Origin of the sequence: Klebsiella electrica, assembly GCF_006711645.1 — a bacterium.
GTDB classification, from domain to species: domain Bacteria; phylum Pseudomonadota; class Gammaproteobacteria; order Enterobacterales; family Enterobacteriaceae; genus Klebsiella; species Klebsiella electrica.
This window is the reverse complement of record NZ_CP041247.1, coordinates 1,530,025-1,551,949: the sequence shown is the minus strand read 5'-3', so window position 1 is coordinate 1,551,949 and position 21,925 is coordinate 1,530,025. Positions and strand designations below refer to the sequence as shown.

Annotated in this window: 13 protein-coding genes; 9 read left to right on the top strand and 4 right to left on the bottom strand. The window is 56.0% G+C overall.

What is annotated here, in order from left to right; genetic code table 11:
• The first annotated feature begins 734 nt into the window (after positions 1-734).
• Together rcsD and rcsB are read left to right on the top strand one after the other, a co-directional pair.
• On the top strand, positions 735-3,392 hold the full coding sequence (gene rcsD, locus Electrica_RS07460) for a phosphotransferase RcsD (RefSeq protein ID WP_141964120.1): 2,658 nt from the start codon (positions 735-737) through the stop codon (positions 3,390-3,392).
• Positions 3,393-3,408: 16 nt separating this feature from the next.
• Positions 3,409-4,059: a response regulator transcription factor RcsB gene (gene rcsB, locus Electrica_RS07455; RefSeq protein ID WP_002913007.1), complete on the top strand. Its 651-nt coding sequence runs from the start codon at positions 3,409-3,411 to the stop codon at positions 4,057-4,059.
• Positions 4,060-4,121: 62 nt separating this feature from the next.
• On the opposite strand, the gene rcsC is transcribed toward rcsB, so the two are convergent.
• Complete coding sequence (rcsC, locus tag Electrica_RS07450) at positions 4,122-6,980, bottom strand: two-component system sensor histidine kinase RcsC (RefSeq protein ID WP_141964118.1); 2,859 nt, start codon at positions 6,978-6,980, stop codon at positions 4,122-4,124.
• Positions 6,981-7,146: 166 nt separating this feature from the next.
• Complete coding sequence (gene gyrA / locus Electrica_RS07445; protein WP_100682751.1) at positions 7,147-9,786, bottom strand: DNA topoisomerase (ATP-hydrolyzing) subunit A; 2,640 nt, start codon at positions 9,784-9,786, stop codon at positions 7,147-7,149.
• Positions 9,787-10,019: 233 nt separating this feature from the next.
• On the opposite strand from gyrA, the gene ubiG reads away from it, so the two are divergent.
• From ubiG to yfaE, 4 genes are all read left to right on the top strand, one after another.
• Entirely contained in the window at positions 10,020-10,748 is a 729-nt protein-coding gene (ubiG, locus tag Electrica_RS07440) for a bifunctional 2-polyprenyl-6-hydroxyphenol methylase/3-demethylubiquinol 3-O-methyltransferase UbiG (RefSeq protein ID WP_100682752.1), read from the top strand.
• Between the two features lie 356 nt (positions 10,749-11,104).
• On the top strand, positions 11,105-13,390 hold the full coding sequence (gene nrdA, locus Electrica_RS07435) for a class 1a ribonucleoside-diphosphate reductase subunit alpha (RefSeq protein WP_131048198.1): 2,286 nt from the start codon (positions 11,105-11,107) through the stop codon (positions 13,388-13,390).
• Between the two features lie 103 nt (positions 13,391-13,493).
• On the top strand, positions 13,494-14,624 hold the full coding sequence (gene nrdB, locus Electrica_RS07430) for a class Ia ribonucleoside-diphosphate reductase subunit beta (protein WP_131048199.1): 1,131 nt from the start codon (positions 13,494-13,496) through the stop codon (positions 14,622-14,624).
• Complete coding sequence (gene yfaE, locus Electrica_RS07425) at positions 14,624-14,878, top strand: class I ribonucleotide reductase maintenance protein YfaE (protein WP_004201692.1); 255 nt, start codon at positions 14,624-14,626, stop codon at positions 14,876-14,878. Before nrdB ends, yfaE begins: the two co-directional genes overlap by 1 nt.
• A gap of 291 nt (positions 14,879-15,169) precedes the next feature.
• Here yfaE and glpQ read toward each other — a convergent pair whose 3' ends face one another.
• Positions 15,170-16,240, bottom strand: coding sequence for a glycerophosphodiester phosphodiesterase (gene glpQ, locus Electrica_RS07420; RefSeq protein WP_141964116.1), 1,071 nt, complete (start codon positions 16,238-16,240; stop codon positions 15,170-15,172).
• 9 nt (positions 16,241-16,249) lie between these two features.
• Entirely contained in the window at positions 16,250-17,596 is a 1,347-nt protein-coding gene (glpT, locus tag Electrica_RS07415) for a glycerol-3-phosphate transporter (protein ID WP_131048201.1), read from the bottom strand.
• Positions 17,597-17,866: 270 nt separating this feature from the next.
• Here glpT and glpA point away from each other — a divergent pair, with 270 nt between their 5' ends.
• The 3 genes from glpA to glpC are packed head-to-tail and all read left to right on the top strand — an operon-like array spanning position 17,867 to position 21,922.
• Positions 17,867-19,489: an anaerobic glycerol-3-phosphate dehydrogenase subunit A gene (glpA, locus tag Electrica_RS07410; RefSeq protein ID WP_141964114.1), complete on the top strand. Its 1,623-nt coding sequence runs from the start codon at positions 17,867-17,869 to the stop codon at positions 19,487-19,489.
• Positions 19,479-20,738, top strand: coding sequence for a glycerol-3-phosphate dehydrogenase subunit GlpB (gene glpB, locus Electrica_RS07405; protein ID WP_141964112.1), 1,260 nt, complete (start codon positions 19,479-19,481; stop codon positions 20,736-20,738). The genes glpA and glpB overlap by 11 nt, the downstream gene beginning before the upstream one ends.
• Positions 20,735-21,922, top strand: a complete 1,188-nt coding sequence (glpC, locus tag Electrica_RS07400; RefSeq protein ID WP_100682760.1) for an anaerobic glycerol-3-phosphate dehydrogenase subunit GlpC — start codon at positions 20,735-20,737, stop codon at positions 21,920-21,922. Before glpB ends, glpC begins: the two co-directional genes overlap by 4 nt.
• Positions 21,923-21,925: the final 3 nt, after the last annotated feature.

Sequence of the window (21,925 nt, the reverse complement as noted above, 5' to 3'; positions counted from 1 at the left end):
ACTGCTTACTGATTACCCTTCTAATCAGTCGGCTATATTCATTGTGCTGTAAAATGCAGAATAATCCAACAAGAATATGATACGAAAACTTCTAAGGTGTTTCAAAATGCGCACAAGATGTTTCAAATTGTAAACAGGCGGGAACTTTTCTTCATCCCTAAAAAGCAAAAAAATAAGCACTAATAATCAAGAAAATAAATTTTATTTATTAAGTTCATGCAGTTACACGTTGACTCATGTATAGCACTGAATGACAAAACAAAATCACCCCCGGCGACTAGAATAACTTACGCTATCATCATTAACTTTATTTATTACCGTCATTCAGTTCTGAATGTCTGTTTACCCCTATTTCAACCGGATGCCTCGCATTCGGTTTTTTTTTACCCTTCTTTACATAACCTTAATTATCCTGTGATATTCACGAAAAAAAATAACGTTTATTAATCAATCACCTTACGGGTGAGTAAAGTCTTATCCAGATAATTTCTTGTTATTTAGTGCTATTTATTGCCCACGACAGGTAAGTAATTGTACAAATCTCGCCGGGCTGTACATCTTCTGGCGTCAGATCTTTTTGAGATAATTCTTACGCTTAAAAAAAACTGGCGAGCCGCAATCTGTAGTATGGATTTGATAAATTAGCCTTTATACTGAGTAGCGTATTCACTCTGCTAGCAGCTACCTGGGGCGATGCCCTGCTTACAAACCTTGATGAGTCGCTCTCTCACACGATGACCCAGAAAAAATTCTCTCTGATGCCAGGCAGCATCACCCGCTTCTTCATTTTAATGGTCATCGTCCTGCTGGCGACGATGGGGGTTATGATCCAAAGCGCGGTCAATACCTGGCTAAAAGATAAAAGCTATCAGGTCATTGATGTCAGCCACGCGCTGCATAAACGCATCGATACCTGGCGCTACGCAACCTGGCAGATTTACGACAATATCGCCGCCACCCCTTCCAGCAACGCCGGCGATGGCCTGCAAGAAACGCGTTTGAAGCAGGATGTTTACTACCTGGAAAAACCGCGGCGGAAAACCGAAGCGCTGATCTTTGGTTCGCACGACAGCGCGACCCTCGAGATGACGCAGAAAATGTCCAGCTACCTCGACATCTTGTGGGGGGCGGAAACCATCCCCTGGTCGATGTACTATCTGAATGGTCTGGATAACAGCCTGATCCTGGTGTCGACGCTGCCGCTGAAAGACCTGTCATCCAGCTTTAAAGAGTCAACGATTACCAGCGTGGTCGAATCCCGCCGCGCGGAGATGCTGCTGCAGGCCAACACCCTGGACGAGCGGGAAACCTTTTCCTCTCTGCGCCGCCTCTCCTGGCAGAATGGCCACTATTTCACCCTGCGCACCACCTTTAACCAGCCGGGCCATCTGGCGACCGTTGTTGCCTTTGACCTGCCGATAAATGACCTGATTCCGCCCGGCATGCCGCTGGATAATTTCCGTATTGAACCCGACCCGGCGCAAAACACGGTCACTAACCCGGAAAAAGAGACCGCCGATAGCGTCAATATCGACTTTAACGGGGCACGGATTGAGATCATCACCAGCATCAGCACCACTGGGATGCGTCTGATCTGGGTGGTTCCCTTCGGTTCTATGCTGCTGGAATCCCTGCAGAATGTTCTCCTGCCGCTGCTGCTGATCATCGGTCTGCTGGCTTTAACGCTGTTCGGCTTCACGACGTTTCGCCATTACAATGGCCGCAGCCGTCAGAGCGGCACCGCCGTCTCTTCCGCGGCCAATAGCGAATTGCGCACCCTGCGCGCCATTAACGAAGAGATAGTCTCGCTGCTGCCGCTGGGGCTGCTGGTCCACGATCAGGAAGCCAACCGCACGATTATCAGCAACCCGATTGCCGATCATCTCCTGCCGCATCTGAATCTGCAAAACATCACCAACATGGCCGATCAGCATCAGGGAGTGATTCAGGCGACTATCAACAACGAACTGTATGAAATCCGTCAGTATCGCAGCCAGGTTGCGCCGCGCACGCAGATCTTCATTATTCGCGATCAGGACCGGGAAGTGCTGGTCAATAAAAAACTGAAACAGGCCCAGCGTCTGTATGAGAAAAACCAGCAGGGGCGCATGGCATTTATGCAGCATATCGGCAGCGCCTTAAAACAGCCGGCGCAGAGCCTGGCCGAAGAAGCGGCAGCCATGGGTATTGCCCAAAGCCTCCAGCTTGCGCAGCATGCGGACCAGCTGGTACAGCTGATTGATGAAATTCAGCTGGCGAACCTGCTGGAGAGCGATAGCTGGAAAAGCAATCCAGTGCGGTTCTCCATTCAGGAGCTGATCGATGAAGTGGTGCCTGAAGTATTGCCGAGCATTAAACGTAAAGGTCTGCAGCTGCTGATGAACAATGCGCTGCCGGCCAATGAACAGCGCTATGGCGATCGCGATGCGCTGCGCCGTACGCTGCTGTTGCTCATTCAATACTCGGTGACCACGACGCAAATGGGCAAAATCACGCTCGAAGTGAGTAAAGACGAGCCCGCAGACGACCGGCTGACTTTCCGTATTCTCGATACCGGCAACGGCGTTTCCGGCAACGAAATCGACAATATGCACTTCCCGTTCCTTAACGAGACCCAGTCCGATCGGTATGGGAAAGCCAACGCCCTCACCTTCTGGCTCTGCGATCGCCTGACGCGCAGGCTTGGCGGTCAGATGAATATCAAGGCGCGCGAGTCGCTGGGAACCCGCTATTCGCTGCATCTCAAAATGCCGGCCAGCGAAGAAGAGAGCAACTCCGGCGAACATCTGCTGGATGATGTCGTGGTGATGCTGGATATTACCGCCAATGAGGTCCGGCGGATTGTGGTGCGCCAGCTCGAAAGCTGGGGAGCAACCTGCATCACGCCGGATGAAAGGCTGACAAGTCAACAATACGATCTCTTTTTAACGGATAATCCGTCTAATCTTACTGCTTCGGGCTTGCTTTTAAGCGATGATGAGGTCGGGATACGCAAAATTGGCCCAGGCCAGCTGCGTGTCAATTTTAATATCAGCACAGCGATGCAGGAAGCGATTCTGCAACTGATTGAACAGCAACTGGCGCAGGAAGAGGGGCAAGCCACCTCTGCGGGAAGCGAAAGTAACGCCGAACTCCATGCCAACGGCTATTACGCACTGTTTGCCGACACAGTTCCGGATGATGTTAAGAGGCTGTATACTGAACTGGCAACGAGCGACTTAGCTGCGCTGGCCCAGACAGCGCACCGCCTCAAAGGGGCGTTTGCTATGCTTAATCTGATACCCGGCAAACAGTTATGTGAAACGCTTGAGCATCTGATTCGCGAGAAAGATGCGCAAGGCATAGAAAAATATATCAGCGACATTGACGTTTACGTCAAGAGCTTGCTGTAGCAAGGTAGCCTAATACATGAACACTATGAACGTAATTATTGCCGATGACCACCCGATCGTACTGTTCGGTATTCGTAAATCCCTTGAGCAAATCGAATGGGTCAACGTGGTCGGCGAATTTGAAGATTCAACGGCACTTATCAATAATCTTCCTAAGTTAGACGCACACGTTTTGATTACCGACCTGTCGATGCCGGGCGATAAATACGGCGACGGGATCACGTTGATCAAATACATCAAACGCCATTTCCCGGATCTGTCTATCATCGTTCTGACGATGAACAACAATCCGGCTATCCTGAGCGCAGTGCTGGATCTGGATATCGAAGGGATCGTGCTGAAACAAGGCGCCCCGACCGATCTGCCCAAAGCGCTGGCGGCACTGCAGAAAGGCAAAAAATTCACTCCGGAAAGCGTTTCGCGCCTGCTGGAAAAAATCAGCGCCAGCGGTTACGGCGACAAGCGCCTGTCGCCGAAAGAGAGCGAAGTGCTGCGCCTGTTCGCCGAAGGTTTTCTCGTGACCGAGATTGCCAAAAAACTGAACCGCAGCATTAAAACCATCAGTAGCCAGAAGAAATCGGCGATGATGAAACTGGGCGTGGAAAACGATATCGCGCTGCTGAACTACCTGTCTTCCGTTTCTCTGAGCGCCACTGACAAAGAGTAACGCTTCCAGCCCGGATAACGGCGCCGCGCCTTATCCGGGCAAGTCCACAGCGGTTTCCTGCCCTATTCCTGTTCCTGACGTTCTTTACGCACCCGCGCGGCGTAGATTGCCAGCGTCTGCTTGATAATATCGAGCGTTACCGGTTTAGACAGACAGTTATCCATCCCCGACTCCAGACAGCGCTGTTTCTCCTCAGCCAGCGCGTTGGCGGTCACCCCGATGACCGGCAGGGTCATTCCCAGCTCGCGGATACGTTGCGTCAGGCGATAGCCATCCATATTCGGCATGTTGACATCGCTCAGCACAATGTCGATATGCTGTTTACTCAGCACGCCCAGCGCATCGACCCCATCGTTCGCCGTCACGCACTGATATCCGAGCGAGCCAAGCTGGTCGGCCAGTAGCCGGCGATTAATCGGGTGGTCGTCCACCACCAGGATCATCATATCGTCATTGCTGGCGACCTGGGTTTCCGGCGCGCTGAGCGCCGGGCCGTGTTCGGTGGTCGTCACCGCAATGCGCAAGATACGTCCCAGTAGCGGCAGCAGTTCGTGCGGTGTCGTCACGCTGTGTACCCACTCGCCAGGCGCGCGTTCCAGCGGAATACCGATATGGCGGCGACAGAAAATCACCGCCGCACTCCCCTGCCAGCGCATGTCCTGCTGATCCTCATCATCGGTCAGCAAAATATCATCAGCCCCTGGCTGTTGCCCGTCATAGATTTGGCTCTGCAGACCGTGATGCTTGAGCAGCGACTCGACAAACAGTGCCAAGGAGGTATTGCGGATAGCCAGCCAGCAGCATTTACCCGCCAGACCTTCAATCACCAGCGGCGGGCGGTTTTGCACACCGTACAGCGGAATACGAATGGTAAAGCGGCTGCCCATTCCCGGTTCGGTTTCAACGGCAATATCGCCGTCCATCATGCTGATCAGCTTTTCACAGATCGCCAGCCCCAGTCCGGTGCCCTGGAAGTTGCGCTGTACGCCGGTCCCCACCTGGAAGAACGGATCAAACAGGCGCACCACCTCTTTTGCCGGGATCCCCTCGCCTGTATCGCGCACGCTAATTTGCAGGTAATCCCCGGCGCACTGCACGTGCAGGACGATACAGCCGGTATCGGTAAACTTAATGGCGTTGCTCAGCAGGTTAGAAATGACCTGCTGCAAACGCATCGGATCGCCGGACATCAGCTGCGGAACGTCAGGCTCGATAAAGCAGTACAGCCCCAGCTGTTTACGCACCACCAGCGGTAAATAGTTAGCGGAGATATGGTTCATCACCTCACGCGGCGAAAACTCACCGGGTTCGATTTTCAGCTGCTCGGATTCGATTTTTGAGAAATCGAGGATATCGCTGATAATTTTCAGCAGCAGGCTCGAAGAGTTATTCATCGCCGTGACCAGCCTGTCTACCCCTTTAGGCAGCTCTTTGGTTTGCAGCAGGTCGAGGTTACCGATAATCCCGTACAGCGGCGTTCGCAGCTCATGGCTGACGGTGGCGAGGAACATGGATTTCGACTGGCTGGCCTGCTCCGCGGCCTGCGCCATCTCCTGCAACGACTCTTCCATCTTGACGCGGGCGCTGACGTCGACCAGCACGCAAATCGCGACGTTTTCATTGCGATAGCGCGAATGCACGAAGCTAATCTGCAGGTTGGTGTTGTTGCTGGTCAGCACATCCACGAAGTTGACCTGCTGGCCGCAAATAATCTGCGTTAACCGCTGTCGGTCCTCATGGGTCAGCATATTGAGGTAGTTGTGCGCCAGTTCGTTGCTCAGAATATTGGTGCCATCGAGGGTGCGCAGGATACAAATCCCCACCGGCGCCGAGGCGACGATTTTACGGTTGAACTGCTCATGCTCTTCCAGACGCTGGGCATCATTTTCCGCCGGGATAAAGATTCGCCGCTCATACATCCGCGCCAGGGCAAACAGGATAACCCCGGTCAGGATATTCAGGATAATCGCGTTGATAATCAGCATCCGGATACGTTCGAGCACCTGATCGACCGACACGGAATAGACAATGCTTAACGACGACGGCGGCAGGCTCTTCTTCAGCGCCAGCTCGCGGAAACCCGCGGTGTAGCCAAACCAGATCCGCTCCTGCATCCAGCGGGCGTCGCCCTTGATTTTGTTCTCCTGCCCGGCAAGAGAAATAAGCGGCTGTCCGTTGTCATCAAGAATCGTGACGCTCATTGGCAGGCTGCCCGGCGTAAAGAAGCTCTCCATACGAATGGTCTGCTCAACGCCCAGCAGCGCCTGCAGGCGGTTTGCCATATACACCGGCGTCAGCGCGTAAAAATAGCCCACGCCCGGACGCATGCCCTGACTTATCCAGAACAGGTTGTTGCCGCGCTCGTTTTGCGGCGCATCGCGGTACTGCTCAATCCGCTGGTGCAGCACTTTCAGCGCCTGATCGCGCTCCAGCGGCATTTCCCGCAGGCCAAAGTTGGCCATACACAAATTATCGCTGCCAATGAGGAAGATGCGGTTGAGATCATAGGTCGCGGAAAAGTTATCGCGCCAGTAGCGCATAAACCACGCCAGCGACTGCAGGGAGTTACGCCAGGTGGCCCCCATCGCCCCGCAATCAGAATCGGCGTACAGCGGCTCGAAATCTGGAACGGCGATGTTGCCGTTCGGAACCGCAGTGGCCCCTCCCTCGCCGCCGCTCGGACGGTTGCCCGCCACGTATTTCAGCTCTTTAATCACATCCGCGGTCCGCTGGATATAACGCTGCGCCTGATCGGCATTGAGGTTAAATTCCTGGCGGATTTCCGACTCCCGGTCATGCAGGGCGTTGACGATATAGAACACGGAAACGAAAGCGATCAGCATCCAGAGCAGTACCGCCAGCGCCCTGAACAGGTAGCGTGAAACCTTTAGCGTGGTATGAAAAGAGGCAAGATATTTCAATGTGGCGATACTCGGCCGTCAAGGACTCAACAGAATGGGGTTAAGGTAGCGGTAAACACGTTTCGTCGCAACGTTATACTCTCTGGATTTCGCCTCGGATAAAGCACTGCGTAGCAATAAAAAGGGCCGGGGTATCTCCCGGCCCTTTTCGCACCACTAGCGCAGATTATTCTTCATCTTCGCCAGCGTCATCATCCGCGTCAGCGTCAGTTTCCGGCGCGATCTCGTCGTCGCCTTCCGCTACGCTGCCGTCGATGGCATCCAGCTCTTCATCATCAACCGGTTCGGCTACGCGCTGCAGGCCCACGACGTTTTCATCTTCCGCGGTACGGATCAGAATAACGCCCTGCGTGTTACGACCGACGATGCTGACTTCCGAAACGCGCGTACGCACCAGCGTGCCCGCATCGGTGATCATCATTATCTGATCGCAATCATCAACCTGCACGGCGCCGACCACGGAACCGTTACGCTCGGTGACCTTAATCGAGATAACGCCCTGCGTGGCACGGGACTTCGTCGGATACTCTGCCGCCGCGGTACGTTTACCGTAACCATTCTGCGTGACGGTCAGGATAGCGCCTTCGCCGCGTGGGATGATAAGCGAAACCACTTTATCGTCACCCGCCAGCTTGATGCCGCGAACGCCGGTTGCGGTACGGCCCATGGCACGGACCGCGCTCTCTTTAAAGCGCACCACTTTACCGGCGGCTGAGAACAGCATCGCTTCATCATTCCCGTTCGTCAGGTCAACGCCAATCAGCTCGTCGCCTTCGTTCAGGTTCACCGCGATGATCCCGGCAGAACGCGGACGGCTGAACTCGGTCAGCGCGGTTTTCTTCACGGTACCGCTGGCGGTCGCCATAAAGACGTTCACGCCTTCTTCGTATTCGCGTACCGGCAGAATGGCGGTGATACGTTCGTTGGCTTCCAGCGGCAGCAGGTTGACGATTGGACGCCCGCGCGCGCCACGGCTGGCTTCCGGCAGCTGATAGACCTTCATCCAGTACAGACGACCACGGCTGGAGAAGCAGAGGATCGTGTCATGGGTATTAGCCACCAGCAGGCGGTCGATAAAGTCTTCTTCTTTAATACGTGCAGCCGATTTACCTTTGCCGCCGCGACGCTGCGCCTCATAGTCGGTCAGCGGCTGATACTTCACATAGCCCTGGTGAGACAGGGTGACCACCACATCTTCCTGGTTGATCAGATCTTCGATGTTGATATCCGCGGTGTTGGTGGTGATTTCGGTACGACGCGGGTCGCCGAACTGTTCGCGCATGGCTTCCAGCTCTTCACGAATCACTTCCATCAGACGATCGGCGCTGCCCAGAATATGCAGCAGTTCAGCGATCTGTTCCAGCAGCTCTTTGTATTCATCAAGCAGTTTTTCATGCTCAAGGCCGGTCAGTTTCTGCAGACGCAGATCCAGGATAGCCTGTGCCTGCTGTTCGGTCAGATAGTATTGACCGTCGCGCACGCCGAACTCTGGCTCCAGCCACTCCGGACGCGCGGCATCATCACCGGCACGTTCCAGCATCGCCGCCACGTTGCCCAGATCCCAGGATCGCGCAATCAGACCCGCTTTCGCTTCCGCAGGCGTTGGCGCGCGGCGGATAAGCTCGATGATCGGGTCGATGTTGGCCAGCGCAATCGCCAGCGCTTCGAGGATATGCGCACGATCGCGGGCTTTACGCAGTTCGAAAATGGTACGACGCGTCACCACTTCACGGCGGTGGCGCACGAACGCAGAAAGAATATCTTTCAGGTTCATGATCTTCGGCTGACCATGGTGCAGCGCAACCATGTTGATACCGAAGGAGACCTGCAGTTGCGTCTGGGAGTAGAGGTTGTTGAGAACCACTTCGCCCACCGCATCGCGTTTCACTTCAATCACGATGCGCATCCCGTCTTTATCAGACTCGTCACGCAGCGCGCTGATGCCTTCAACGCGTTTGTCTTTCACCAGCTCGGCAATTTTCTCGATCAGACGCGCTTTGTTCACCTGATACGGAATTTCGTGCACGATGATGGTTTCACGACCCGTTTTCGCATCGGTTTCCACCTCTGCGCGGGCGCGAATATAAATTTTGCCACGACCGGTGCGGTACGCTTCCTCAATACCACGACGACCATTAATAATGGCGGCGGTCGGGAAGTCCGGCCCCGGGATATGCTCCATCAGCCCTTCAACGGAGATATTTTCATCGTCGATATAAGCCAGGCAGCCGTTGATCACTTCCGTCAGGTTGTGCGGCGGAATGTTGGTTGCCATCCCGACGGCGATACCGGACGAACCGTTCACCAGCAGGTTAGGGATTTTCGTCGGCATGACGTCAGGGATACGTTCCGTGCCGTCATAGTTGTCGACAAAATCAACCGTCTCTTTTTCCAGGTCGGCCATCAGCTCGTGGGCGATTTTCGACATACGGATTTCCGTATAACGCATCGCTGCGGCGGAGTCGCCATCGACAGAACCGAAGTTACCCTGGCCATCGACCAGCATATAACGCAAGGAGAATGGCTGCGCCATACGTACAATGGTGTCATAAACGGCGGTATCACCATGAGGGTGGTATTTACCGATTACGTCACCCACGACACGGGCGGATTTTTTATAGGCTTTGTTCCAGTCATTGCCCAATACGTTCATGGCGTAAAGTACGCGACGGTGTACCGGTTTCAGGCCATCTCGGACATCCGGCAGCGCACGGCCAACAATGACCGACATCGCATAATCCAGATACGAGCTCTTAAGCTCTTCCTCAATGTTGACCGGTGTAATTTCTCTCGCAAGGTCGCTCATCTAACCGCTATCCCTCTACTGTATCCCGGATTCAAAGGTCGCAAATTATAACACAGCCGCGGTGATACGGGTAAATCTATACCCAATGAATTTCGCGCCGCCTCGTGGCGGCAAACACAGGCGCTCCGATTCGCGTCATCCGGTCGCGGCAAAAGGCGATGGGGATAGACGTTTATTCACGCCAGTCACCTGATATACTCGCCGGTCTGAACAGAAAAGGAGTCGAAGCGCCCATGAATGCCGAAAAACAGCCGGTGGCCCACAACGTTGATCATCATGAAATTGCTAAATTCGAAGCCGTCGCCTCGCGCTGGTGGGACTTAGAGGGCGAGTTCAAGCCCTTACATCGCATCAACCCGCTGCGCCTTGGCTATATTGCGGAGCGCTCTGGCGGCCTGTTTGGCAAAAAGGTCCTTGATGTTGGCTGCGGCGGCGGCATCCTTGCCGAGAGCATGGCGCGTGAAGGCGCAACGGTAACCGGGCTCGACATGGGTTTTGAACCGCTACAGGTGGCGAAGCTGCACGCGCTGGAAAGCGGCGTTCAGGTCGACTATGTCCAGGAGACGGTAGAAGAGCACGCGGCGAAGCACGCCGGCCAGTACGATGTGGTGACCTGCATGGAGATGCTGGAGCACGTTCCGGACCCGCAATCGGTGGTTCACGCCTGCGCACGGCTGGTGAAGCCCGGCGGCCAGGTCTTCTTCTCGACCATTAACCGCAACGGTAAAGCGTGGCTGATGGCGGTGGTCGGCGCGGAGTACGTGATGAAAATGGTGCCTAAAGGCACTCATGACGTGAAAAAATTCATTAAGCCGGCGGAGCTGATCGGCTGGGTGGATCAGACTACTCTGAAAGAGCAGCATATTATCGGCCTGCACTACAATCCGCTGACCAACACCTTCAAGCTGGCGCCGGGCGTAGATGTTAACTATATGTTGCATACAACCGCGAAAAGCGCATAACCAGCGCAGTTTTTCATATAATGATGATCTGATGATTGCGCGGCATCAAGCCGCGTAATTTTTATATCCGTCGAAGAAATCAGCACTCGATCAAATTTTCATTTTTATTTTCCAGTTTATTGACATCTCCGCCAGGCCTTATACGACGTGGACTTCACGATTATTACGCTTACGCAACCTCAAATTAACGTCAAAATCAACCCTTGTACTCAAAAGAATCCTTACTAAAATACTCACCATATAGCGTTTCTTTTATCTACAACCCCCTACATATAGTATTTATCCACAGAGTTAGTCACAACGGCGTTCTGTGGATAAGCGGGGGATATTTTCTCTCACGGACAGGTATAATCCACATGAATCAGAGTCTGCTGGTGACAAAGCGTGACGGTAGCACCGAGCGCATTAATCTCGATAAAATCCATCGTGTACTGGATTGGGCGGCAGAAGGACTGAATAACGTTTCGATTTCTCAGGTAGAACTGCGCTCTCACATTCAGTTTTACGACGGCATCAAAACCGCCGATATCCACGAAACCATCATTAAGGCAGCCGCGGACCTGATCTCCCGCGATGCGCCGGATTATCAGTATCTCGCCGCGCGCCTGGCTATCTTCCATCTGCGTAAAAAAGCCTACGGTCAGTTTGAGCCGCCTGCGCTGTACGACCACGTCACGAAGATGGTGAAAAAAGGCAAATACGATACTCATCTGCTGGAAGACTACACGGAAGAAGAGTTCAAGCAGATGGATTCGTTCATTGTTCACGATCGCGATATGAGCTTCTCCTACGCTGCCGTTAAGCAGCTGGAAGGCAAATATCTGGTGCAGAACCGTGTGACCGGTGAAATTTATGAGAGCGCTCAGTTCCTCTACATTCTGGTTGCTGCCTGTCTGTTCTCCAACTATCCGCGCGAGACGCGTCTGGACTACATCAAGCGTTTCTATGACGCGGTGTCGACGTTCAAAATCTCGCTGCCGACGCCGATTATGTCCGGCGTGCGTACCCCGACCCGTCAGTTCAGCTCCTGCGTGCTGATCGAGTGCGGCGACAGCCTGGATTCTATTAACGCCACCTCCAGCGCCATTGTGAAATACGTCTCTCAGCGCGCCGGTATCGGCATCAACGCCGGCCGCATTCGTGCGCTGGGCAGCCCGATCCGCGGCGGCGAAGCGTTCCACACCGGCTGTATCCCGTTCTATAAGCACTTCCAGACGGCGGTGAAATCCTGCTCCCAGGGCGGCGTCCGCGGCGGTGCGGCGACCCTCTTCTACCCGATGTGGCATCTGGAAGTCGAAAGCCTGCTGGTGCTGAAAAACAACCGTGGTACCGACGCCAACCGCGTTCGCCACATGGACTACGGCGTACAGATCAACAAACTGATGTACACCCGTCTGCTGAAAGGTGAAGACATAACCCTGTTCAGCCCGTCCGACGTCCCGGGCCTGTACGATGCCTTCTTCGCCGATCAGGACGAATTCGAACGTCTGTACACCCTGTACGAAAAAGACGACAGCATTCGCAAGCAGCGCATCAAAGCGGTTGAGCTGTTCTCACTGATGATGCAGGAGCGTGCTTCCACCGGCCGTATCTACATCCAGAACGTTGACCACTGCAACACCCACAGCCCGTTTGACCCGGTTGTCGCGCCGGTTCGCCAGTCCAACCTGTGTCTGGAAATCGCGCTGCCGACCAAACCGCTGGATGACGTTAACGACGAAAACGGTGAAATCGCGCTGTGTACGCTGTCGGCCTTTAACCTGGGCGCCATTGAGAGCCTCGACGAGCTGGAAGAGCTGGCGGTACTGGCGGTACGTGCGCTGGATGCGCTGCTGGATTATCAGGACTACCCGATTCTGGCGGCGAAACGCGGCGCAATGGGCCGCCGTACCCTGGGTATCGGCGTGATCAACTTCGCCTACTACCTGGCGAAGCACGGTAAACGCTACTCCGACGGCAGCGCCAACAACCTGACGCATAAAACCTTTGAAGCGATTCAGTATTACCTGCTGAAAGCCTCAAATGAGCTGGCCATTGAACAGGGCGCGTGCCCGTGGTTCAACGAGACCACCTATGCTCAGGGCGTGCTGCCGATCGATACCTATAAAAAGGATCTCGATGCGATTGTTAGCGAGTCGCTGCATTACGACTGGGAAGCGCTGCGCGAATCCATTAAAGAGCACGGCCTGCGTAACTCCACGCTCTCCGCGCTGATGCCGTCTGAGACCTCTTCGCAGATCTCCAACGCCACCAATGGCATTGAGCCGCCGCGGGGACATGTCAGCATTAAAGCCTCGAAAGACGGCATTCTGCGTCAGGTGGTGCCGGACTACGAAAAACTGCAGGGCAGCTACGAGCTGCTGTGGGAAATGCCGAACAATGACGGCTACCTGCAGCTGGTGGGCATCATGCAGAAGTTTATCGACCAGTCGATTTCGGCCAACACCAACTATGACCCGACGCGTTTCCAGTCTGGAAAAGTGCCGATGCAGCAGTTGCTGAAAGACTTGCTCAATGCCTATAAATTCGGCGTAAAAACTCTGTACTATCACAACACCCGTGATGGCGCGGAAGATGCCCAGGACGATCTGGCGCCGTCCATCCAGGACGATGGCTGCGAAAGCGGCGCATGTAAGATTTGATAATATTGCCCGGCGGCGCGTTGCTCGCCGGGCCTACGGTCTATTGTAGGCCGGGTTAGCGAAGCGCCACCCGGCATATAATTCCAGGACAGGATCCCCACTCATGGCATACACCACTTTTTCACAGACGAAAAACGATCAACTGCTTGAGCCGATGTTTTTTGGCCAGCCGGTTAACGTCGCCCGTTACGATCAGCAAAAATATGACATCTTCGAAAAGCTGATCGAAAAACAGCTCTCCTTCTTCTGGCGCCCGGAAGAAGTTGACGTCTCCCGCGATCGTATCGACTACCAGGCGCTGCCGGACCACGAAAAACATATCTTCATCAGCAACCTGAAGTATCAGACGCTGCTGGACTCTATTCAGGGCCGTAGCCCGAACGTCGCCCTGCTGCCGCTGATTTCGATTCCGGAACTGGAAACCTGGGTGGAAACCTGGGCATTCTCCGAGACGATTCACTCGCGCTCCTATACCCATATCATCCGGAATATCGTGAACGACCCGGCGATGGTCTTCGACGATATCGTCACCAACGAGCAAATCCAGAAACGTGCGGAAGGTATCTCCCACTACTACGACACGCTGATCGAGCTGACCAGCTACTGGCACCTGCTGGGTGAAGGCACGCACACCGTCAACGGGAAAACCATCACCGTTAACCTGCGCGAGCTGAAAAAGAAACTCTACCTGTGCCTGATGAGCGTCAACGCGCTGGAAGCGATTCGCTTCTACGTGAGCTTCGCCTGCTCCTTTGCTTTCGCCGAGCGTAAGCTGATGGAAGGCAACGCCAAAATCATCCGCCTGATCGCCCGCGACGAAGCGCTGCACCTGACCGGCACCCAGCACATGCTGAATCTGCTGCGCTCCGGCGTCGACGACCCGGAAATGGCGGAAATTGCCGAAGAGTGTAAGCAGGAGTGCTACGATCTGTTCGTGCTGGCGGCACAGCAGGAAAAAGAGTGGGCGGATTACCTGTTCCGTGACGGTTCGATGATCGGCCTGAACAAAGATATTCTCTGCCAGTACGTGGAATACATCACCAATATCCGCATGCAGGCGGTGGGTCTCGATCTGCCCTTCCAGACCCGCTCCAACCCGATTCCGTGGATCAACACCTGGCTGGTGTCCGATAACGTGCAGGTTGCGCCGCAGGAAGTGGAAGTCAGCTCCTACCTGGTTGGCCAGATCGACGCCGAAGTCGATGCCGACGATCTGAGCAACTTCCAGCTCTGATGAAACGCATTTTTCTGAAGATTTCTGACACTCGCCTTGAGTGTCAGGATGAACACCCTTCCCTGCTGGCTGCCCTGGAATCACATAATATCGACGTGGAGTATCAGTGCCGCGCCGGCTATTGTGGTTCCTGTCGCACGCGGCTGGTTTCCGGCCAGGTTGACTGGCTGACCGAGCCGCTGGCATTCATCCAGCCGGGAGAGATTTTGCCCTGCTGCTGCCGGGCGAAAGGCGATATAGAAATCGAGATGTAGTTTTGTCGGGTGGCGCTTCGCTTACCCGACCTACCAAACCGCAGTTCGTAGTTTGTAGGCCAGGTAAGCCACAGTAGCTTATAGGCCGGGTAAGTCACACTAGTTCGTCGGCCGGGTAGTCGCAGTCGGCTGTAGGCCGGGTAAGGCGTAGCCGCCACCCGGCGATTTCAACGTTTATCCTGCAAAAAACTCACCGCTTTATCCGGGATATACGGGTACACCACCAGTTCGTCGGCCGGGTAGTCGCAGTCGCCTGTAGGCCAGGTAAGGCGTAGCCGCCACCCGGCGATTTCAGCGTTTATCCTGCAAAAAACTCACCGCTTTATCCGGGAAATCGGTAAACAGCCCATCGACGTTGGCCTTGTTGTACAGCAGGTCAAACAGCTGATTCACATCGGTGACATAATCAGGCAGCTTGTCTGCACGCACGGTATACGGGTGCACCACCAGACGCTGGCGATGCGCCTCCTTTACCATCGCCGTTAACGTCACGTGGCCCTGCGTTGAACCTCCCGCCACCAGCATAGGGTAGTCCGGACCAATCCCGTCGGCATATTGCGCAATCTGCTTCATCGCGCCGGGCTTAAACATCCAGTCATAGCTGTAGTTAACCCATTGACCGTCCGCCTGGCGTTGCCGGGTTTCGTGCCAGTCGGTGTAAGCGATCAGCTGCACCAGCTTCAGGTCCATCCCCATCTTCGGCTCCAGCTCATACTTAATCCGCTTGAGCTCGTTAGCATCAAAGCACTGCAGATAGACCTTATCCTGCTTGCGGGTGTACCCGTATTTCTTCAGCACCTGCAGGACGCTGACGGCGATGTCCTTGCCTTCCTGATGGTGGAACCACGGCGCCTTAATTTCCGGGTAGATACCGATATTTTTCCCCGTTGAGTGGTTCAGCCCCTGAACGAACTCGATCTCCTCTTCAAAAGTATGAATACGGAAGTCCGATTTCCCCATCGGGAAGCGACCGGGGAAGGTCTGTATATTCTTGCCGTCCTTCGGCTCGAAGCCTTCGCTGAACCGCAGCGATTTTATCTCCGCCAGCGTAAAATCGATGGCGTAGAAGCGGCCATCCGGCCGCGCGCGCTGCGGGAAACGTTCCGCGACGTCGGTCACCCGATCGAGATAGTGGTCATGGAGCACCACCAGCCGATCGTCTTTAGTCATCACCAGATCCTGCTCAAGATAGTCGGCGCCCTGCGCGTAGGCCATCGCCTTTGCCGGCAGCGTATGCTCCGGCAGATAGCCGCTGGCGCCGCGGTGGGCGATGACCAGTTTATCCGCGGCGGAGGCGGAAAAGCTCAGAGTCGAACCGGCCAGTAAAATCCCCGTCATTAGCGTCGTGACTACCGTTTTCATGCGCATTCCTTAAGACCGTTTCAGTTGTTGGTGATGGCGTCGCTCACCCAGCATCACGATAACCAGCAACACAACCGCCAGCACGCTGCCGCCGATCATCACCATGAAGCCGCCGTCCCAGCCGAAAAAGTCAACGGTATAGCCGACGATCGCGCTGGCGGCAACGGAACCGCCGAGATAGCCAAACAGACCGGTAAAGCCCGCGGCGGTGCCCGCCGCTTTTTTCGGTGCCAGCTCCAGGGCATGCAGACCAATCAGCATCACCGGGCCATAGATCAGAAAGCCAATCACAATCATGCAGGCCATATCGATCCCCGGGTTACCCGGCGGGTTAAGCCAGTAGACCACGGTTGCCACCGTCACCAGCGTCATAAAGAAGACGCCGGTGGCCCCGCGATTGCCCTTAAACACCTTGTCGGACATCCAGCCGCAAATCAGCGTGCCAGGAATCCCCGCATACTCATATAAGAAGTAGGCCCAGGAGGATTTATCCAGCGCAAAGTGCTTCACTTCTTTCAGGTAGGTTGGCGACCAGTCGAGAATGCCGTAGCGCAGCAGATAGACAAAAACGTTCGCCACGGCGATATACCACAGCAGCTTATTCGGCAGGATATACTGCTTAAAGATCTGGCTGGCGGTCAGCTCCTGTTCATGCTTTTCGCTGTAATCATCAGGATAGTCATTTTTGTACTCTTCGATCGGCGGCAGGCCGCAGGACTGTGGCGTATCGCGCATCATCGCGAAGGCGAACACCGCCAGCAGAATCGCGCCGAACGCCGGCATATACAGCGCCGCGTGCCAGTCGTTAAACCACGCCATCCCCAGCAGGAACAGCAGCGGAGGGATCCCGCCCCCGACGTTATGCGCGCAGTTCCATACCGAGACAATGCCGCCGCGTTCTTTCTGCGACCACCAGTGCACCATCGTCCGCCCGCACGGCGGCCAGCCCATCCCCTGGAACCAGCCGCAGAGGAACAGCAGCACGAACATCACCATAATGCTGGAGGTCGCCCAGGGGACAAACCCCATCACCAGCATCACCAGCGCGGCCAGGATCAACCCCGCGGGCAGAAAAATGCGCGGATTCGAGCGATCCGAAACTGACCCCATGATGAATTTCGAAAACCCATAGGCAATCGAAATACCGGAGAGGGCAAAACCCAGATCGCCGCGGGAAAATCCTTGCTCCACCAGATAGGGCATAGCCAGAGCAAAGTTCTTACGCACCAGATAGTAAGCGGCGTATCCAAAGAAAATACCGATAAAAATTTGCCAGCGCAGTCGACGATACAGCGGATCGATTTCCGCCGCGGGCAAACGCGCTTTGTGCGGCGCAGGTTTAAAAATAGTTAACATAGCAGCCTCCGTGGCCATCTCTTCTCTACTGACAGCGATAAGAAAAATCTAATCTAATCACCCACTTCTGATGAAACGGGATGGTAGGCAAAGCTGGCCCTGGATACTGTGAAACATCGCACGCTTTGTTACAAAAATATGACAAAACATTCCATTATGAGCATGAAATCACATAACCCGCTCGAATAACGCGCGAATATGCTCGAAATCAAACAATACGTACTATTTGTATGGCTAAATGGCGTAAAACGAAAGCAGAAGGACAGGAAGATGGCCGAAACCCGTGAATGCGATGTGATTATCATCGGCGGCGGCGCGACCGGCGCAGGGATCGCGCGAGACTGCGCGCTCCGCGGACTGCAGGTAACGCTGCTGGAGCGTCACGATATTGCGACCGGAGCAACCGGGCGTAATCACGGTCTGCTGCACAGCGGCGCCCGCTATGCCGTCACCGACGGCGAATCGGCCCGCGAGTGCATCAATGAGAACCGGATTCTGCGCCGCATCGCCCGTCACTGCGTTGAAGCGACCAACGGACTCTTTATTACCCTTCCCGAGGACGATCTGGCCTGGCAACGGACCTTCATCAACGCCTGTCAACAGGCGGGGATCGAAACTCAGTCGCTGTCGCCGGCAGAGGCACTGCGTATTGAACCCACCGTCAATCCGGCCCTGCTTGGCGCCGTACAGGTCCCCGATGGCACCATCGATCCGTTTCGCCTCACGGCAGCCAACATGCTCGATGCCCGGGAGCATGGTGCGACCATTCTGACCGGTTGCGAAATTACCGGTCTCATCCGCCGGGGAGATCGCGTTTGTGGGGTCGAATTTTATGATCATCAACATCGCGAGAAAGGTACGCTGTACGCCGGTGTGGTGGTGAATGCCGCCGGGATCTGGGGGCAGCGGATCGCAGAATATGCCGATCTGCGCATCGCCATGTTCCCGGCTAAGGGATCGCTGCTGATCCTCGACCATCGTATCAACCGGCAGGTCATCAACCGCTGCCGCAAACCCGCCGATGCCGATATTCTGGTGCCCGGTGATACCATTTCGCTGATTGGCACGACGTCGGAACATATCCCTTACGCCGAAATTGATGACAACCGGGTCACAACAGCCGAAGTCGACACGCTGCTGCGGGAAGGAGAAAAACTGGCTCCGGTACTTGGGCGCACTCGCGTGCTGCGCGCCTATTCCGGCGTGCGTCCGCTGGTGGCCAGCGATGATGACCCCAGCGGACGCAGCGTCAGCCGCGGTATCGTTCTGCTCGACCACGCCGAGCGTGATGGCATGGAGGGGTTTATCACCATTACCGGCGGCAAGCTGATGACCTATCGCCTGATGGCGGAGTGGGCCACGGATGCAGTGTGCCGTAAGCTCGACAACCGCGTCCCCTGCTCTACCGCCGATATCCCGCTGCCGGGCTCTACGGAGCCCCCCGAAGCCACGGTAAAAAAAATCATCTCGCTACCCGCGCCGCTGCGCGGTTCCGCCCTCTATCGTCACGGCGACCGCACGCCAGCCTGGCTGGGCAATACCCGCCAGCATCGCAGCTTAATCTGCGAATGCGAGATGGTGACCGCCGGAGAGGTACAGTACGCGGTGGAAAACTTAGCGGTTAACAGCCTGCTCGATCTACGCCGCCGCACGCGCATCGGCATGGGCACCTGCCAGGGAGAGCTGTGCGCCTGCCGGGCGGCCGGGCTCCTGCAACGGTTTAACATCACCACTCCCGCCCAGTCGCTGGCCCAGCTTTCTGATTTTTTAAACGAGCGCTGGAAAGGCGTGCAGCCCATTGCCTGGGGCGATGCGCTCAGGGAAAGTGAATTCACCCGCTGGGTCTACCTCGGACTGTGCGGCCTGCAACAGGAGTCTCAGGATGAAATTTGATAGCGTGATTATCGGCGGTGGCCTCGCGGGCCTGCTCTGCGGGCTAACGCTTAATCAGCTGGGCCTGCACTGCGTCATCGTCAGTCGGGGTCAAAGCGCGCTGCACTTTTCCTCCGCTTCGCTGGATCTGCTCTGCGCCCTTCCCGATGGCGAGCGAGTCAGCGATGTGGCCCACGGAATCGCCCGCCTGGCGCAACAGCTTCCCGCGCATCCCTACGCGCTGCTGGGCGCCGATCGGGTGATGGCGTACGCCGTGCAAACCGAGGCGCTGCTGGCCGCCAGCGGAATCGCGATGCGCGGCGAGGCCCGCCAGCCGCATGAACGCGTTACGCCGCTGGGCACCCTGCGCCCGACATGGCTTTCGCCGCCGGAGGTTCCCGTGGCGCCACTGTCCGCACGCAGCGTTGGCGTGGTGGGTATCGGCGGCTTCGCCGACTTCCAGCCGCATCTGGCCGCCGCCTCGCTCACCCGGCAGGGGGTGAAGGCGACGGCAACAGAGATAGACTTACCGATACTGGACGTTCTGCGGGATAATCCGAGCGAATTTCGCGCGGTGAATATCGCCAGAATGCTCGACGAAGAGTGCCATTGGCCCGCGCTCCTCGCCGCGTTGCGTCCGCTGGCACAGGCGCACGATCTGCTGATCATGCCCGCCTGTTTCGGTCTGAATGACGCCGGGCTGTATAGCTGGCTACAGGAACAGCTGCCCTGCCCACTACGCCTGCTGCCGACGCTGCCGCCTTCGGTTCCCGGCATGCGCCTGCATAACCAGCTTCAGCGTCGTTTTATCCGGACCGGCGGCACCTGGCTGGCTGGCGATGAAGTCACGCGGATCGACCATCAGGAGGGCAACGTCAGCGCAGTCTGGACCCGGCAGCACGGCGATGTTGCGCTACGCCCCCGGTTTACGGTCCTGGCCAGCGGCAGTTTCTTCAGCAATGGATTGATCGCCGATAAAGCGCGCGTTCGGGAGCCGATTCTCGGCCTCGACCTGCAGCAGACCATCCCGCGCGAGAACTGGTATCAGCGCGATTTCTTTGCTTCGCAACCCTGGCAGCGCTTCGGCCTGAAAACCGATGCGATGCTGCGCCCGCTGCTCGACGGCCAGCCGCTGGGCAACCTGTTCGCCATCGGTTCGCTACTGGGCGGTTTTGACGCCATCCAGCTTGGATGCGGCGGAGGCGTTTGCGCGGTCACCGCACTGCACGTCGCGAAACAGATTCATGACCTTGCCGGAGGCACGCGATGAACGATACCCGCTTTGAGAGCTGCATTAAATGTACCGTGTGTACCACCAGCTGCCCGGTCAGCCGGGTGAATCCGCGCTATCCGGGCCCGAAACAAGCGGGTCCCGACGGTGAGCGCCTGCGTCTGAAGGACGGGGCGCTGTACGACGAAGCCTTAAAATATTGTATTAACTGCAAGCGCTGTGAAGTCGCCTGTCCCTCTGATGTAAAAATTGGCGATATTATCCAAAGGGCACGGGCGCAGTACAGCCAGCAAAAACCAACGCTACGCGATGCTATCCTCAGCCATACCGACCTGATGGGCACCCTCTCCACGCCGTTTGCCCCGTTGGTCAACGCCGCGACGGGGCTCAAACCGGTACGCCGGCTGCTCGATGCGACGCTAAAAATTGACCACCGCCGAACGCTGCCGAAATACGGTTTCGGCACTTTTCGCCGGGCGTACCGTCAGCAGGCGGCCCGCCAGGCGCAGTTCAGCGAGCAGGTGGCGTTCTTTCACGGCTGTTACGTCAACTACAACCATCCGCAGCTCGGCCACGACCTCATCCGCGTGCTGAATGCGATGGGCACCGGCGTCCAGCTGTTAAGCAAAGAAAAATGCTGCGGCGTGTCGCTTATCGCCAACGGCTTTTTTGCCAAAGCCCGCCGCCAGGCGCAGAGCAACGTCGCTGCCATGCGGGAAACCCCGCTGCCGGTGATTGCCACCTCATCAACCTGCACGTTTACCCTGCGCGACGAATACCCGCATCTGCTGGATGTCGATAATCAGGACCTTCGCGACCGGATTGAACTGGCCACCCGCTGGATCTGGCGCCAGCTTGATGCCGGGCGTACCCTGCCGTTACGGCCGCTGCCGCTGAAGGTGGTCTATCACACGCCGTGTCATATGGAGAAGATGGGCTGGTCGCTGTATACCCTTGAACTGCTGCGGCTGATCCCGGGGTTACAGCTGGAGGTGCTGGATTCGCAGTGCTGCGGCATCGCCGGTACCTACGGGTTTAAATCGGAAAACTACCCCGCTTCTCAGGCCATCGGCGCTCCGCTGTTCCGGCAAATTGAGGAGAGCGGCGCCGACCTGGTTATCACTGATTGCGAAACCTGCAAATGGCAAATCGAGATGTCCACCAGCAAACGCTGTGAACATCCCATCACTCTACTGGCGCAGGCGCTGGGCGCGCCTGACTGAGGA